The organism is Bradyrhizobium algeriense, from assembly GCF_036924595.1.
In the GTDB taxonomy this organism is placed as follows: domain Bacteria; phylum Pseudomonadota; class Alphaproteobacteria; order Rhizobiales; family Xanthobacteraceae; genus Bradyrhizobium; species Bradyrhizobium algeriense.
Window position 1 is genome coordinate 3,995,026 of record NZ_JAZHRV010000001.1, and the last position, 16,188, is coordinate 4,011,213.

Genomic DNA, 16,188 nt, shown 5'->3' on the forward strand with positions numbered 1-16,188 from the left:
AGCGCGGTTCTCAGAGGGTGGCCGCTTCGTGACTGCTGAAATTCGCCGCGATCGCCTCTCCGGTCGTGATCCACAGATCGGGGCAGGATTTGGCATAGGTGAGAAATTCCCGCAGCAGCCGAAGCCGCATCGGGCGGCCGCTGCATTGCGGATGCAGCACGGTCGTAACCATCGCGCCCCAATCCCTGACCTCGTCGAGCTCATCCTTCCAGATCGAGAGCACATGCTCCTTGGGAAAGATCGGCCGCGGGCTAAATCGGGCGGACAGTCCGTGCATCCAGTCGTCGTAGCTTGCGGTCACCGGAAGCTCGATCGTGCCCGGCTTGCCATCCGCAAGGCGATGGCGGTAAGGCCGCACGTCGTCGCGAAATGACGAGGTGTAGACGATGCCGTGGCGCACCAGCGCCACACGCAATTCCTCGGTGAATTCGCCGTAGGGCGCCCGATAGCCGGTCGGCTTGACGCCAAGCCTTCGCTTCAGCGCCTCAAACCCCCGCTCCAGCTCCTCCTCGATCCAGGGGTCGCCCGGATCCGGCAGCAGATGGTGGTAGCCATGATGGCCGATCTCGTGGCCCGCCTTCAGAATAGCCTCTGCCATCGCGGGATGCGCATCCACCGACCAGCCGGTGACGAAGAACGTCGCCTTCAGGTCAAGCTGATCGAGCAGCTCCAAAAGTTTCGGCGTGCCGACGCGCGCCTCGTAGCCGCCGTAGCTCATGGTGATGAGGCGCTGGGCGTGTAACGCATCCTTGCTGGTCCAGGCGCTCTCCGCGTCCACGTCGAAGGAGAGGAACATCGCCGAGGTGTAAGGCTTGGGCCAGGGGTAGTCCGGAGCCGGCGGCGCGGTGTTTGCGGGAATGAGCGGAATGCTCGCGAGTGCTTTACTGTCCAGCATTGATGGTCGCCTTCTCTACACCGTAGTCGGTCAATTTCCACTTCGCCAGCAAGGCACGGTAGGTGCCGTCCGCGATCAACGAGTCCAGCGCCTCCACGACCGCCTGCTGCAGCACCTTCTCCTTCACGCCCAACGCAAGCCCGGTGAACTGGGTCGCGAAGACGTCGCCGACCGGGAGATAGACGCCCGGCTCGAGGTCCATCATGTAGGGAAGCGTCTCGCCGCCCTGCACGGCCGCGTCGATCCGTCCCTGCCTGAGCTGGGTCCGGGCATCGGCCGATCCTTCAGTGCCGACGAATTGAATAGGATTGCCGCCGCAATGGGCGTCGCTCCAGGCAGCAATCAGCTTTGGAAACGATGTGCGCCGGCTGGCACCGACCTTTTTCCCGCAAAATGCCGTCGTGTCGTTGAACTCGGCGGCGCGCGATTGCTGCACGAAGAACCGGGGTCCGTTGCGGAGGTAGTCGACAAAGGTCGCCGTGTCCTGCCGGCTCGCCATATCCGTCATGCCGGACAGGATCGCATCCACCCTCCCCGTCGAAATCGCAGGCATCATCTGGTCGAAACTGGTTTGCTGCCAGTCGATCTTGATGCCGAGCTTCTTGCCGAGCGCCTCGCCAAGCTCGACGTCGAAACCGGTCAGCGTGTTGGTCGCGGGGTCGCGGAATTCCATCGGCGGATAATTCGGTACGATGGCGACCTTGATACTGCCCTGCTTGGCGATTTCCGGAGGCAGTTCGATCGCCATGGCCGAAATCATAGCGGCGCAAGTGAGCGCGGCAGCGAGAAACCATTTCATCATGACAATCGCTCCATCAGATCACCGCGGAAAGAAAGGATTGAGTACGCACTTCACGGGGCTTGCCCAGAACCTCCGCCGCAGGCCCGGACTCGACGATGGCGCCATGATCCATATAGACGACCGTATCCGCCACCTCCCGCGCGAAGCCGAGCTCGTGCGTCACCACCATCATTGTCATGCCACTGCGGGCAAGCTCCTTCATGACGGCAAGCACCTCTCCGACCAGTTCAGGATCGAGGGCACTGGTCGGCTCGTCGAACAGCATCAGCATCGGCTTCATGGCGAGCGCGCGGGCAATCGCCACCCGCTGCTGCTGTCCGCCGGAAAGCTGTGATGGATAGGCATCGGCTTTCGCCGCCAACCCAACGCGCCCGAGAAGCTCCATCGCCTCCGCCCGCGCGTCTTCGCGACTGCGGCCCTGCACCTGCACTGGACCTTCGGTGATATTTTCAAGCGCGGTCTTGTGCGGGAACAGGTTGAAGCGCTGAAACACCATGCCGGTCTTCAGGCGCTGCCGTGCAATCTGCCGCTCGGTGAGACGATGCAATCGCCCACCCTCTTCTCGGACGCCCAGCAACTCGCCATCGAGCCAGATGCCGCCGCTATCGGTCGACGTAAGCTGATTGATGCAACGCAGCAGCGTCGTCTTGCCCGATCCCGACGCGCCGATCAGGCACAGCACTTCACCTGCGCTGACGTCGAGCGAGACACGATTCAGGGCCTGAAACTCCCCAAAGTTCTTGCTGACCGAACGGATGGCGACGAGCGGCTGGGTCATCGGGTGATCTGCAATGCTCCACGCGCGAAGCGCCGTTCGAGGAGCATCTGCAAAGGAGTCAGGATCGACACGACGAGCAGATACCAGGAGCCGGCGACGATCAGGAGTTCGATCACGCGTGAATTCGCGTAGTAGATATTCTCGGCGTTGTGCAGCACCTCCGGATACTGAATGACGCTGGCGAGCGACGTGGCCTTCACCATGCCGATGAATTCGTTGCCGAGCGGCGGGATCACTACCCGCATCGCCTGCGGCAGGATGATCCGGCGCAGCGCGCGCAGCCGCCCCATGCCGATCGCCTGCGCGGCCTCATATTGTCCGACGTCGACCGACAGCATGCCCGCCCGCATCACCTCGGAAGTGTAAGCGCCCTGATTGATGCCGAGGCCGAGAAGTGCGGACAGAAACGGCGTCATGACGTCGACCGCCCGGGCCGACCATAGGCCCGGAATGCCGATCGTCGGAAATACCAGCGCGAGGTTGAACCACAGCAGTAACTGCAGGATCAACGGCGTGCCGCGGAACAGCCACGTATAGCCAGCGGCAACCGACGTCAGCACCGGATTGGACGAGAGCCTCATGATTGCGACGACGACGCCCAACACGATGCCGAGGGCCATCGCGAGCACCGCCATCACCATGGTGTTGGTGATACCTTCGAGGATCACCTTCGCTGTCAGGAAGCGGCTGACATAAGTCCATTCAATCTGACCGTTGACGAAAGCGCGACCGATCGCCGCCAGCACAACGAGAATCGCCGCCGCAGCGAGCCAGCGCCCCCAGTGAGCCTGACGCGCGACCGTTATCTCCGAAATATCGGGGAAACCTTCCGCGAGCGTGGGTGCTGCTCTCATTGCGTGGACGCATTCATCATCGGTTGGGCCACGGCGTTCGCGCCCAATCCATATTTATCGAGAATGGCCTTGTAGGAACCGTCAGCCATCATCGCTGCGAGATGTTCCGTCACCACTTCGCGCAGCGCTGCATCGTCCTTCCGGAACATGATGCCCTGATAGCCGGTGGAGAACGGTTCACCCAAAATGCGGTATTTGCCGGCCTCCTGCCCTTGGGCGTAAGGCAACGTTTCGCTGCCCTGCACCGCGGCGTCGATACGGCCCTGCTTGAGCTGGTTGCGGACATCGATGCTGTTTTCGCCCGGAACATATTGCACGGCGGGCTTGCCGTTCGCCTCGCAATTCTGCTTGCTCCATTTCTCGATCTCGACCGGGAAACTGGTGCTGCGCGTCGTCCCGACCTTCTTGCCGCAGAGATCGATGGGAGACTTCGCCGCATTTTCCGTCAGGACGAAGAACTGCGGACCTGTCGCCAGATAGTCGATGAAATCGGCGGTCTCGCGTCGCGAACCGCGGTCCGAAATGCCGCTGATGATGAAATCCGCGCGCTTGGTCTGCAATGAGGGAATGAGTTCGGCGAACGGCGTTTCGCTCCAGACGATCTTCACGCCCAGCCGCTTGGCGAGTTCGTTGGCGAGATCGATATCGAGCCCGACGAGCTGGTTTGTGGTGGGATCGCGATATTCCATGGGGGCGTAGGTCGAGTTGACCGTCAGCCGTAAAGTGCCCGCCTGCTTGATCGATTCCGGCAATTCGGCGGCTTGTGCCGTTGCAATGACGAAGAGCGCGGCGACCCCAACGGAGAACGAGAGGCGTGTCATGTCAGCTCCTTCGGCCCGCACCGCGACTGGCCGCTTGATGTTTAACCGCATCGAGCGTGGCCGGCTCTATGACACCGGCACGCTCTGTGATGACAGTGTATTGCTCCGGCCGCCGGTGCGCGGCGAAATTGAACATCTTGTCCTTGCCCTGGCGGCAAAGATCGAGGTCGAGGTCTGCGACCACAATTTCGTCCACGAGCGTTTGCGCTTCGGCGACGATCCGGCCGTTGGGATCCACGATGCAGGAGCCACCGATCAGCCCGGAGCCATCCTCGCTCCCCGCCTTGGCGACCGCGATCGCCCAGGTGGCGTTCATGTAGGCGTTGGCTTGCGTTACGAGCTTGGAATGGAAGGTGCGCAGCGCCGCGTCTTCGGAGACACCGCCGTTTGGATCGTAAGCGGCGGAGTTGTAGCCGACGCAAACCAGTTCGACGCCCTGCAGGCCCAGCACGCGCCAGGCTTCCGGCCAGCGGCGATCGTTGCAGATCATCATCCCCATGATTGCGTGGCTCCAGTCCGGTCCCGCCCGAAAGGCAGGAAATCCCAGATCGCCATACTCGAAATAACGCTTTTCAAGCTGCTGATAGGCTGCGCCGGCACGCGGCTCGACCGAGCCCGGCAAATGCACCTTGCGATAGCGCCCGAGAACTTCTCCGTCACGATCGACCAGGATCGAACAGTTGAAGCGCTGACCGCCCGATGTCAGTTCGGCATACCCGACGTAGAAGCCGATGCCGAGCGCCCGGGCGCGGTCGAACAAGGGCTGCACGGCCGGATTTGGCATGCCACGCTCGAAGTAATGATCGAGTGCGTCGCCCTCGATAAGCCATCGCGGGAAGAAGGTCGTGAACGCCAGTTCCGGAAAAACGACCAGTGTTGCGCCGCGCGCAGCCGCCTCCTCCAGCAACGCCAACATCCGGCCAAGCGTATGCTCTCGCGAGTCCGCTTTTTGCGTCGGCCCCATCTGAGCGGCGGCGGCGCGGAGAACTCGAACCAACATTGCCTCCAATCTGAGCGGACTGCTTACTCAAGAGGCGGATGATCCCGCTCCGATAGCGCTCCGATGCAGAGGTGATTACGCGGAAGCGCAGCCCTAAACGCAATTACTCGTGCTATGATATTTTCGGTGAGACAATAACCGGTAGTTATATGAATCTGCGCCAATTGGAGATCCTCCGTGCGGTTATCCGTCATCGGACCACGGTCGCGGCGGCCGACGAACTGGCGCTGTCGCAACCGGCGATCAGCAACGCGCTGAAGGCGATGGAGGCGCAGGCGGGCTTCGCCTTGTTCGAGCGTGTCAACAACCGGCTGTTCCCGACATCAGAGGCGATGGCGCTCTACAAGGAAAGCGAAGCGATCTTTGCGCTCCACGCCAAACTCGAAAATCGCGTGCGCGACTTGAGGGAATGCCGCTCGGGGCTTCTTTCGATCGTGGCGACGCCACCGCTGGCCTACAGCATCATTCCGCGCGCTTTATCGAACTTCCTGCGCCGCCGTCAGCAGACGCGCGTCTTCTTCGATGTGCGGCGTTACGAAGGAATCATCGACGGCGTGTCGAGCAGGGTCGCCGAACTCGGCTTCGCGCTCGGGCTGTCGCATCACCCCGGCATTGCGCATGAGGTGGTTCATACCGGCGAAATGGTTTGCGTCCTGCCGCCGAACCATCCGCTGGCCGAACGGCCGGTCATTTCAGCTTCCGACCTTGTCGGCTTGCCCTTCATCGGGCTGGAGCGCGGCACGCGGTTGGGCGAAGCCGTGCGCGAGAGCTTTGCGCAGGCCGGCGCGCCGTTCCAGCCGACCGTCGAGGTGCGCTACTGCAATACGGCCTGCGTGCTCGCGGCCGCCGGCGTGGGCGCGGCGGTCGTCGATCCGTTTTCGCCGCGCCAGGGCGGTAGCCAGGACCTCATCGTTCGGCCTTTCACGCCCAAGACCGTGGCCGTGGCCTATATGCTGTGGTCCGAGGCGGAGCCGCTATCGCGCCTGGCCAAGGCGTTCCTGAATGAAGTCCGGCAGGCGAGCCGGTCCCTGGACCAAGGTGCCTCTTGAGCGTTGCGCGGCCCGAGGCTGCTCGGGCTCGTTGCTTACAGCGCCATGGCGGCAGCGTCGTTCGACACGTCCGTCTTCCGCATCATCATCCGCGCAATCGCCTCGCCAATCACCACCGTGGTGAAATGGGTGTTGGCGCGGCAATCGGACGGCATGATCGAAGCATCCGCCACGCGCAGCGCGGCGATTCCTTTCACGGTGCCATCCGGGTTCACCACGCCATTGGCGTCGTTGAAGCCCGCCATGCGACAGGAACCGGCGGCATGCTGAATGTCGCCGGTTTCGCGGCGAAGCAGCGCTTCGAGCTCCCCATTCGGCAGTGAAGCGGCCTGCGGCAGCGTCAGGTCGGTATCGATCAGGCGAATCCAGTCGCTGATTTCAGCCAGCGCCGGCCGGGTGGTGAGCACGGCCAGTCGCTTCACCGCGTCGACCATGCGCAGCAGGTCGCGGTCATCGGCAAGCATGTTTTCTTCGACGATCGGGTCGATCGAAGCGTCGGTCGAAGCCAGCTTCAAATGACCGCGCGAGTAGGCGTTGAACAGACCTGCGCCGATGGCGCCGGGGGTGCCGATGCCGCGGTGGTTGAAGGCGATCAGGATCATGTCGCGCTTGCCGCCATTCGCAAGCCCGGACGAATACGTCACGCAGCAGTTGGTATGACGTGTATCCGGGTCTGTCGGTCGAAATTCCTCGCGCAGCTGTATGGTGGCGCGAAACAGCGGATGGTCGAAGAAGTGCTTGCCGACCGGCAAGTCGCGCTCGACCGCGATGCCCATCGCCTTCAGCTCGTCGGCGGGGCCGATGCCCGAACGCAGCAATATCGCCGGGCTGTGGATGGCGCCGGCGCACAGCACGATCTCGCGCGCGCTGATTTCCAAACTGCCCTGCCCTTCGATGTGGACCAGTACGCCGGTGGCCCGGCCATCCCTGATCAAGAGGCGATCGACCAGCGCATGCCCCCGGATTTCCAGGTTGGCGCGGCCGCGCGCCGGCTCCAGATAGGCTTCATTGGTGGTGATGCGCCGGCTGTCGCGGCTGTTGATCGGATAGCAGGCGACGCCCTCGCCGTCCGCTCCGTTGAGGTCGGCACACCACGGATAGCCCGATGCCAGCGCAGCGTCGCGGAGCCCACGGTCGATCGGGCCCCACTTCTCCGGCGGCGCGCGATAGACCGGCAACGGTCCACCACGGCCATGGCCTGCGCTGTCGCCGAACTCGAAATCATCCTCGATGACCGAGAACAGCGGCATCACCTCTTTTGCCGACCAGCCGGTGCAGCCACCGGCCGCCCAGTCGTCGAACGCGTCCGCGACGCCGCGGATGGCGATCTGGCCGTTCATCATCGAACTGCCGCCGAGGCCCTTGCCGCGCCAATAGAAGCGCGCCTCCTGTCCCGCCACTCGGCGGGTCAAAAGATTCGGCCACTGCCATTTCTCCTGATATTCGCGCTTGTGAATGATCGGGATCGGGTTCGGCGTGCGGACTTCCCAGGGCGCCTCGTCGGCGCGCCAGTCGAGGCCGGCTTCCAGCAGCAGCACGCGCCTGGCGGGGTCCTCGGACAGCCGGGCGGCAACCGCGGCGCCGGCAGAGCCGCCGCCAACTACAATGACGTCATACATGGCGTTACTTCTCGATGTTCCAGAAAATCGGAATCGCCGACGGTATCAAACCGCGCAGATTGGCGCGATAGGCAGCCGGCTGGGCGAACTGCCCCCACGGAATGCCCGGAGCCTGATCGTACATCACAGTCTGAATCTCCGCAGCGATCTTCTTGCGATCCTCCTCGGCGGGTGCCTTGGCAAAGGCATCCAGCAGCGGCGTGATGCGCGCGTCGCATTGCCAGCCCGTGAAGTCGACGCAGTTGAACGCCACCATGACGTTCGTAAGCGGCGAGGCCAGATCGAAGCCGCCGGCGTGAACGCCATAAACGCTCCAGCCTTCTTTCTTGGTGCGACGGGCAAGCACCGAGGCCCAATCCATCACCTGCAAATCGACGTTGAAGCCGGCCTGCTTCAGCTTCTCGGCAAGAACCTGCGCCGAAATGCGCGGCGCTTCGAGGTCGCTGGCCTGCATCACGATAATCGGCTCGCCGGCGTATTTCGTCGCCTTGAGTGCCGCGCGCGCCGCCTCAATGGATGGGTTCGCTGCGGCGCCGGTTCCGGCCTTGCTGTCATAGGTGGTGCCGCAGGTGAAGAATGTTGCGCAAGGCGTGGCGTATTTGGCATCGAGGCCCAGCCCATCCAACACCTCGCGCTGATCGACCAGCTTCCACAGCACGCGCCGGATCGCCGGATCGTCGAACGGCTTCTGCGCGGCGTTGAGGCGATAGGCGCCGGCAAACATGTTGCCTCCGGTGAAGTTCACGACCTTCACCTTGGCATTCTTTTCGAGGACCGGCAGCAGATCGAACGGCGCGTACTGCATGTAATCCACCTCGCCGGTCTGCAGCGCAGATGCGGCGGTGGAACCGTCGGGGATGACGCGAATTTCCAGCGTGTCGATATTGACGCGCTTGCCACCGGCCAGGAAGTCGGCGGGTTCGGAGCGTGACATATAATCGGCGAATTTTTTCAGGATCATGCGATCGCCGGTGCGGTGATCAGCCTGGCTGTAGACAAACGGTCCGGAGCCAACGATTTCGGTGATGCGTTGATCGGCGGGCGTCTTGGCGACGCGCTCGGGCATCATGAAGGCGACAGGGCTCACGGGATTGCCGAGCGCGTCTATCACCAGGCCCGACGGCTCTTTCAGCGTCAGCACGAAAGTTTTGGCATCACTCGGTTCGAGCGACGCGGTAATGGCGAAGATTCGCCGGCCGAGTGCGTTGCGCTGGCCCCAGCGTCGCAGCGACGCGACGCAGTCCGCGGATGTAACCGGCTGGCCATCATGCCATTTCAGGCCGTCGCGCAGCGTGAACGTGTAGATCAAACCATCAGGCGAAACCTTCCAGTCCTGCACCATTTGCGGCTTGACCTCGCCCTTGGCGTCCTTTGCGAACAGGGTGTCGAACACCATGAATCCGAACGTCCGCGAGATATAAGCCGGCGTAAAATGCGGATCGAGCGTGGCGATTTCCGCTTCCAGCACCGCGACAAGATTGCCGCCGGAATAGGCCGGCGTAACCGCTGGAGCCGCGATAAGCGCGAGCGAAAACATCGCAGGGAAGAAAGCCTTCAATTTGGACATGGGTGCCTTTCAGGTTCGTGAGCAGAGTCTGGGAGGATTTGGAAACGGCCAATGCACCTCGCGAGCAGTTGGTCTCTCAAGCAATGTCCATGCCGTAGGAACTGCGCTGCGCATGTCACAGCGACTACCTGATGCGCGTTTGATCACATGCGCGGTGATAGCGACGCCGCACCAAGAATGTCGCGGCGAGACTGGACCAACTCAACGACGTCACTCAAACAGCAATCTTTGGTCAGTTGCGCGAATTTTGAGCGTGGATTGTTCAAAAATGCTGCGCATCCACCCGTTGACGGCCTCCCTTCCAAGTCTCAAAATTAAAAACTCTGTTCCATTTTCCGGAACTGCTCGGAAAGCCCGTACAAGACCATGAGCGCCCTCGACAACGCCATCGAAATCTTGCGCTGCTTCGCGCCGCATCAGCCGGAGATCAGCAATGCCGACGTGATCCGGCTCACCGGCAAGCCGAAGAGCTCGACGTCACGGCTGCTGCGTCAGCTCAAGGAATGTGGACTGCTGGAGCAGGACGCCTTGACCCGCCGCTACCGGCCGGGCCTGCTGGTGTTCGAACTCGGCCGCTTGCATCGGACGCAAAATGACTTTGTGGCCCTCGCCGAGCAGCGGCTGCGCGCGGTCTGCGCCAAGACCGGCCATACCGGCTACATTTCCGTGCTCGACGGCGCCGAACAGGTCGTGCTGCGCGTCGTCCCCGGATCCAATCCGCTTCAGGTGGTGACGCCACCCGGCGTACGCGCGCCGGCCTTCGCGACGTCCAATGGCCGCGCTATGCTTGCGCGCCTCGGCGACGCAGATATTCGCGCCCGCATGCCGAAACCGTTGCCGGCCATCTCGCCGTCTGCGCCGCGGAATCTGACGGCGCTGATGGCGCGTATCGCCGAAATCCGCCGCACCGGCTATTCCGAAGCCAGCAACGAATCCTTGCCGGGCGTAGGCTCGCTGGGTTTCGCACTCACCCGTCGCGACACCAATGAAACGATCGGGGTCGCCGTATCCTATCCGAGCCAGCTGACCTCAGCTGAAGAGCGCGCGAAGCTTTGGCAAGCCCTGCGTGCGATGGCGGTCGACCTCGGGCGGCTCTTCGATGATCCGATATGGCTCGCACTGGATCGCAGCACACCCATACGCAGGGCTGCAGCAAGATGAATGCGGCTCGCGCGGGTATCACGCCAATTGCCTGGCTGATCGCGCCGAGCGCGCTGCTGTTCGCCCTGTTCTTCTTCCTGCCGATGGGGCTGATGGCCATGATCAGCCTGCTCACCGGCAATCCGGTCGTGCAGGCAAATGTCGATTTCACGACCAAATATTATCGGAGGATTCTCGACGACACTTATTATTTCGAGGTGATCTGGACCACGCTGCGGATTGGCCTGCTCACCACGCTGGCGGCCTTGCTGATCGGCTACCCGCTGGCCCATTTGATGGCACGTGTTCGTGGCCGCACAGCCTATGCCATGCTGATGATGGCGGTATTGACGCCGATGCTGACGGGCATTGTCGTCCGCACCTTTGCCTGGATGGCGCTGTTGTCGGACAAAGGCGCGATCAACCAGGCCTTGATCGGCCTCGGCCTGATCTCGAAACCGCTGCCGCTGATGTACAACGAATTCAGCATCGTGCTGGGCCTGACGCATATCTACGTGCCCTACATGGTTCTGACCCTGGTCGGCGTCATCGGGCGGATCGACGAGCGGCTGGAGCATGCGGCGCAAAATCTTGGCGCCTCGCCGCTCCGCGCTTTCCTCGAAGTGACGCTGCCCCTGAGCCTGCCGGGCATCCTGGCCGGCTCGCTCCTGGTCTTTGCGCTGGCCATCAGCGCCTATGTCACCCCGATCCTGATGGGCGGCTTCCAGATCATGACGCTTCCCATGCTGATCTACCAGCAGATCTCCTCGAGCTTCAATGTCGGCTTTGCCGCGGCGCTTGGCATGGTGCTACTGACCATCTCGCTGGTTCTGGTCATTGCCTATAACCGCATCCTCGGGCTGGTCTCCGGCCAGCGCGATCTGCAGTGAGGCCGCCGATGATCACCGCACCGTCCACCCCTCGCCTTACCCTTCGCCTCGGCCGCTTCTGCTACCTGGCCCTCAATGTCGCGGTGGTGGTTTTCCTGCTGGCACCGATCGCCATCGTCTTCGTATTCGCCCTCAATCCGACCCCCTATATCCAGTTTCCGCCGGTTGGCGTTTCGTTGCGCTGGTTCGAAAAATTCTTCGCTTCGCGCGACTTCATGAATGCTTTGTGGTTGAGCCTTGAGGTCGCTGCGATGACAACCATCGCCGCGACCCTGTTCGGCGCCAGCGCCGCCCTCGCCTTGGCGCGCGGCGGACTTCCCGGCTCGCGCGTCATCACCGCGATCATGTTGTCTCCGCTCATGCTGCCGGCGATCCTGACCGGCCTTGCGCTGTTCCAGTCCTACGTCCTGCTGGATGTCGGCCGCCCGCTCTGGGGACTGGTGCTCGGCCATACGCTGGTATCGATTCCCTATGTGGTGCGCACCACGCTGGCGGTTCTGCAGAACTTCGATACCCGCCTAGAAGAAGCTGCGCGCAACCTCGGCGCCGGTCCCTTGCGCACCTATTTCGAGGTGACGCTGCCGCTGACCAAGCCCGGCGTCATGGCGGGAGCCGTGTTCGCCTTCATCGTCTCCTTCGATCAGTTTCCGGTATCGCTTTTCCTGGTCTCCCCGGGCCGCGAAACGCTGCCGATCACGTTGTTCAACTATCTGAAGTTCGATCTGGACGGAACGATCGGCGCCGCCTCGGTGGTCTCGATTCTGCTCGCCGTGCTCGTCGTCTTCGGGCTCGATCGCACGGTCGGGCTCAGGTCCTACGCAAAGCTATGACTTTCATCTTCTGAGAAAGGATCGTCCCATGACCATGACCCGCCTGCCGCTGAACCGACGTCAGTTCCTCGCCACCAGCGCCGCCGCCGGCATCGGCGTGATCGCCGCTCCCCACATCGCCCGCGCCGATGCGGCGACGCTGCGCATCACCGGATGGGGTGGCAAATGGGGACAAACCATGTCGAGCGAGCTGATCCCCGCCTTTGAGAAGGAGTTCAAGTGCAAGGTCGAGACGGACTCGGCCTTTCCATACCTGCCCAAGCTCCAGGCCAGCCCACGTTCAGCGCCGGTCTATGACGTGCTGCACACCAATTCCAACGAGCAATGGGCTGCGCTGGAGATGGGGATCGTCGAACCCAAGATCGACGCCAAGCAGGTGCCGAATATCGCCGACGTCTATCCTTACGCGGTCAGCGACAAGATGGTCGGCGTCTGCATCTTCACCAGCGCCATCGGCCTCGGCATGCGCACCGACAAGGGCTACGGCAAGGTCTCATCCTGGAAGGACCTCTGGGACCGCGCCTACGACGGCGTGCGCGGCGGCTATGTCATTCCGGTGAACAGCCTCGGCCAAGCCTTCCTGATGATGACCGGTGCGCTCTTTGGCAAGGGGATGACCGATCTCGACGCCGCCTATGCGGCGATGGAAAAGCTGAAGCCGATCAAGCTGGTCGACTTCACCGGCACGATGGAAAAGATGATCCTTTCAGGCGAAGTGGGGCTTGCGGTGATCCATGATTCCGGCATCCTGCGCTATGACGGCCAGAACCAGCCGACCACCTTCGTCGCGCCGTCCGAGGGCGTTCTCTCGCTTGAACAAGTCCTCACGCTCACGCCGGGCACCAAGGTTCGCGAACTCGCCAACGCCTATGTGAACTACATGCTGCGCCCGAACGTGCAGAAAACGCTGGCGGAGTCGGTCTGGTATTCGCCTGCCAACAGCAAGGTGAAGCTCGACGACAAGTACAACGAAAAACTTCTGACCACGCCGGAGAAGGTAGCCAAGCTGATCCAGCCCGACTGGAAATGGTACAACGCGCGCAAGGACGAGATCGATTCCCGCGTCAACCGCATCTTCCGCGCATGAGCACCCGTATCGACATTGTAGGCGTCACCAAGACCTATGACGGCAACACGCGCGCCGTCGATGCCGTCGATATGAGCATTCGAGAGGGAGAATTCTTCTCGCTGCTCGGGCCCTCCGGCTGCGGCAAGACGACGACTCTCCGAATGATCGCCGGCTTCGAGACGCCGACCGAAGGTGTCATCGAGGTCGGTGGGGTCGATGTCACGCATGTGCCTGCACACAAGCGCGACATGGGGATGGTATTCCAGAACTATGCGCTGTTTCCGCATCGCACGGTCGGCGAAAACGTTGCCTTCGGCTTGCGCATGCGCGGCATGGAGCGCACCACGATTGCCCGCAAGGTCGCGGATGCGTTGGCACAGGTAGAGCTCGTCGGATACGAGGACCGCCGCCCCGGCCAGCTCTCCGGGGGCCAGCAGCAGCGCGTCGCTTTGGCCCGCGCCATCGTGATCGAGCCGCGGGTATTGCTTTGCGACGAACCGCTCGGCGCGCTCGACAAGAAGCTGCGGCAAGCGATGCAATTCGAGCTGAAGCAGTTGCAGCGCAAACTCGGCCTGACCATGGTCTTCGTCACCCACGACCAGGAAGAAGCGCTCGCGATGTCTGACCGGATCGCCGTGATGAATGCCGGCAAGGTCGAGCAGATCGGCGCACCGTCCGATATCTACGACCGGCCAAGCACGCGCTTCGTCGCTGATTTCATCGGTGACACCAACTTGTTCCGCGGCGAAGTGATCCGCGATGGAGGGGGCGGTTCCGTCTTGCAGGTCGACAAGGGTCTGTCGATCGAGCTTGCCGCCCCGCCAGAGGCGACCGGTGCGGTTTCAATCGCGCTTCGGCCGGAAAAGATCAGTCTGGCCACCCCGTCCGCGCGAACCGGACATGGCCTCGATGGTGTCGTCGAGAGCGCTAATTTCCAGGGTGGCTCGGTGCTTTACCGCATCGAGACGGCCGGCGGCAGGCGCGTACTCGCGCAACAACCCAACAATGGCTCACTTGAGCTGTTTCAAGCCGGCGCTGCCGTGGCCCTGCGCTGGAAACCGTCCGACATCGTGATCTTGAGGGATTGATATCATGCAACAACAACGCATGGGCGTGGTCGTCATCGGCCAGAGCCCGCGGCCTTCCGTCGTGGACGAAATCGCAGCGGTGCTATCACCCGGGCTGGAGATCGATCTGCGCGGCGCGCTCGACGGCATGACGCGCGCCGAGATAGACGCGATTCCGCCGAGCGACGGCCACGACGCCTTGTTCACCCTGCTGCCGGATGGCGACAGCGTCACCATCAGCAAGAAGGCGGTCGAGGCGCGAGCGGCGATCCAGATCGAGAATTTCGCGCGCGAGGGCGTCAAGGTCGCCATGCTCGCCTGCACCGGCAAATTTCCAAGTCTTGCGCCGGATGGTCTGGTGATCCTGCCCTCGGCCGTGCTGCACCATATGGTCGAGGCGGTCTTTCCGAAGGGACGTCTCGGAATCTTCTCGCCGCTGCCGGAACAGACGGCGCTGATCGCCGGAAAATGGCAGCGACCGGACGTCGAAGTTGTCGGCGTGACGTTGCGGCCTGGTTCCGATGCCGGGGCCGTCGATGAGGCCGCTCGGAAAATGGCGGCCCTGTCGCCGGATCTCGTCGTGATGGATTGCATGAGCTACACGCGGGCCGACAAGGCGCGTGTACGCCAGAGCTATGGCGGGCCGGTCATCCTCGCCATCGCCGCCGCCGCACGTGCCGTCGAGGAGCTGGTCGCATGAATGAGCCGGTTCTCACCGAGATCACGCTTGAGGATATCGAATCCCTCGCCGTCGGCGCCTGGATTCTCGGCACCGGCGGCGGCGGCAGCCCCTATCTGGGCCTGCTCAACCTGCGCCGGCTCTACGCGGAAGGCTATCGCGTGCAATTGATGTCGCCGCTGGATCTCGATGATGACGATCGTGTCGCGGTTGTCTCCAACATGGGGGCGCCGCTGATCGGCCAGGAGCGCCTCGCCGACAGCCGCAACATCGCCCGCGCAGTTGAGATGCAGGAGGAATTCGGCAGGTTCAAATTCCGCGCCGTGATGTCGGTCGAGATCGGTGGCGGCAACGGCACGCAGGCGCTGATGGCCGCCGCCCATCTCAATATACCCGTCGTCGACGCCGATTGCATGGGGCGCGCCTTCCCGGAGGCGCAGATGACCTCGGTGGCGATCGGCGGGCTGCGACCCTACCCCTGCACGCTGTACGATCCCCGCGGCATCGAAGCGATTGTCACGAAAGTGCCAAGCTGGAAATGGATGGAGCGGGCCAGTCGCAAGATCTGCGTCGAGATGGGCTCGATCGCTTCGACCAGCAAGGCACCCCGCACCGGCCGGGAAGTGAAGGATTGGGGCATTCACTTCACGACCACCGCCGCGATCCGGATCGGCCGGCTGGTGCGCGAAGCCAACCGCCTGCACACCGATCCGATCGCAGCCCTGCTCGAAAGCGAAGGCGGCAAGCGGCTCTTCACTGGCAAGGTGGTCGATGTCGCCCGCCGGACGACGGAAGGCTTTCTGCGCGGCTCTGTCGCGATCGAGGGCATTGATGACGACCGCGGCTCGCGGCTGGAACTTTCATTCCAGAACGAGTGGATCGTCGCCTGGCGCGAAGGTAAGGCTGTTGCGATGTCGCCAGACCTGATCTGCGTGCTCGAGAGCGTCTCGGGCCATGCGGTCGGCACCGAGACGGTCCGCTACGGCCAGCGTGTCACCGTGGTGGCCCTGCCCGCTCCCGCCGTCCTGACGAGCCCGCGCGGCCTCGAATTCGTCGGCCCCCGCGCCTTTGGCTACGACCTGGATTTCCGTTCCGTTTTCGAAGAGCGCCCTGGCGCTGGAGTGTAGA

Annotated in this window: 16 protein-coding genes; 8 read left to right on the top strand and 8 right to left on the bottom strand. The window is 62.8% G+C overall.

Annotation, left to right across the window (positions count from 1 at the left end; all coding sequences use genetic code 11):
* Window positions 1-10: 10 nt before the first annotated feature.
* From V1286_RS19495 to V1286_RS19520, 6 genes are read right to left on the bottom strand one after another with little or no spacing between them, the layout of a single operon-like run.
* Window positions 11-895: a polysaccharide deacetylase family protein gene (locus V1286_RS19495; protein ID WP_334481821.1), complete on the bottom strand. Its 885-nt coding sequence runs from the start codon at window positions 893-895 to the stop codon at window positions 11-13.
* Complete coding sequence (locus V1286_RS19500) at window positions 882-1,697, bottom strand: ABC transporter substrate-binding protein (RefSeq protein WP_334481823.1); 816 nt, start codon at window positions 1,695-1,697, stop codon at window positions 882-884. The genes V1286_RS19495 and V1286_RS19500 overlap by 14 nt, the downstream gene beginning before the upstream one ends.
* 13 nt (window positions 1,698-1,710) lie before the next feature.
* Complete coding sequence (locus tag V1286_RS19505) at window positions 1,711-2,475, bottom strand: amino acid ABC transporter ATP-binding protein (protein WP_334481824.1); 765 nt, start codon at window positions 2,473-2,475, stop codon at window positions 1,711-1,713.
* Window positions 2,472-3,329, bottom strand: coding sequence for an amino acid ABC transporter permease (locus V1286_RS19510; RefSeq protein WP_334481825.1), 858 nt, complete (start codon window positions 3,327-3,329; stop codon window positions 2,472-2,474). The genes V1286_RS19505 and V1286_RS19510 overlap by 4 nt, the downstream gene beginning before the upstream one ends.
* The gene (locus V1286_RS19515) at window positions 3,326-4,150 is read right to left on the bottom strand and encodes an ABC transporter substrate-binding protein (RefSeq protein WP_334481826.1); all 825 of its coding nucleotides are present in this window, start codon (window positions 4,148-4,150) and stop codon (window positions 3,326-3,328) included. Before V1286_RS19515 ends, V1286_RS19510 begins: the two co-directional genes overlap by 4 nt.
* A 1-nt stretch (window position 4,151) precedes the next feature.
* Window positions 4,152-5,150: an N-carbamoyl-D-amino-acid hydrolase gene (locus V1286_RS19520; RefSeq protein WP_334481827.1), complete on the bottom strand. Its 999-nt coding sequence runs from the start codon at window positions 5,148-5,150 to the stop codon at window positions 4,152-4,154.
* Window positions 5,151-5,299: 149 nt separating this feature from the next.
* Here V1286_RS19520 and V1286_RS19525 point away from each other — a divergent pair, with 149 nt between their 5' ends.
* Window positions 5,300-6,199 carry a LysR family transcriptional regulator gene (locus V1286_RS19525; protein ID WP_334481828.1) on the top strand — a complete coding sequence of 300 codons (900 nt, stop codon included), beginning with the start codon at window positions 5,300-5,302 and terminating at the stop codon, window positions 6,197-6,199.
* Window positions 6,200-6,234: 35 nt separating this feature from the next.
* On the opposite strand, the gene V1286_RS19530 is transcribed toward V1286_RS19525, so the two are convergent.
* The gene (locus tag V1286_RS19530) at window positions 6,235-7,818 is read right to left on the bottom strand and encodes a GMC family oxidoreductase (RefSeq protein ID WP_334481829.1); all 1,584 of its coding nucleotides are present in this window, start codon (window positions 7,816-7,818) and stop codon (window positions 6,235-6,237) included.
* A gap of 4 nt (window positions 7,819-7,822) precedes the next feature.
* Entirely contained in the window at window positions 7,823-9,385 is a 1,563-nt protein-coding gene (locus tag V1286_RS19535; RefSeq protein ID WP_334481830.1) for an ABC transporter substrate-binding protein, read from the bottom strand.
* Between the two features lie 366 nt (window positions 9,386-9,751).
* Here V1286_RS19535 and V1286_RS19540 point away from each other — a divergent pair, with 366 nt between their 5' ends.
* The 7 genes from V1286_RS19540 to V1286_RS19570 are packed head-to-tail and all read left to right on the top strand — an operon-like array spanning window position 9,752 to window position 16,187.
* Window positions 9,752-10,546, top strand: coding sequence for an IclR family transcriptional regulator (locus V1286_RS19540; protein WP_334481831.1), 795 nt, complete (start codon window positions 9,752-9,754; stop codon window positions 10,544-10,546).
* Window positions 10,543-11,415 carry an ABC transporter permease gene (locus V1286_RS19545; RefSeq protein ID WP_108514045.1) on the top strand — a complete coding sequence of 291 codons (873 nt, stop codon included), beginning with the start codon at window positions 10,543-10,545 and terminating at the stop codon, window positions 11,413-11,415. The genes V1286_RS19540 and V1286_RS19545 overlap by 4 nt, the downstream gene beginning before the upstream one ends.
* A gap of 8 nt (window positions 11,416-11,423) precedes the next feature.
* Entirely contained in the window at window positions 11,424-12,245 is an 822-nt protein-coding gene (locus V1286_RS19550) for an ABC transporter permease (protein WP_334481832.1), read from the top strand.
* Window positions 12,246-12,273: 28 nt separating this feature from the next.
* Complete coding sequence (locus V1286_RS19555; protein ID WP_334481834.1) at window positions 12,274-13,332, top strand: extracellular solute-binding protein; 1,059 nt, start codon at window positions 12,274-12,276, stop codon at window positions 13,330-13,332.
* Window positions 13,329-14,402 (top strand): ABC transporter ATP-binding protein, encoded by a 1,074-nt coding sequence (locus V1286_RS19560; protein WP_334481836.1) that lies wholly within the window; start codon window positions 13,329-13,331, stop codon window positions 14,400-14,402. Before V1286_RS19555 ends, V1286_RS19560 begins: the two co-directional genes overlap by 4 nt.
* A 4-nt stretch (window positions 14,403-14,406) precedes the next feature.
* Window positions 14,407-15,081, top strand: coding sequence for an AroM family protein (locus V1286_RS19565; RefSeq protein WP_334481838.1), 675 nt, complete (start codon window positions 14,407-14,409; stop codon window positions 15,079-15,081).
* Entirely contained in the window at window positions 15,078-16,187 is a 1,110-nt protein-coding gene (locus V1286_RS19570; protein ID WP_334481839.1) for a DUF917 domain-containing protein, read from the top strand. The genes V1286_RS19565 and V1286_RS19570 overlap by 4 nt, the downstream gene beginning before the upstream one ends.
* The last annotated feature ends 1 nt before the right edge of the window (window position 16,188 follow it).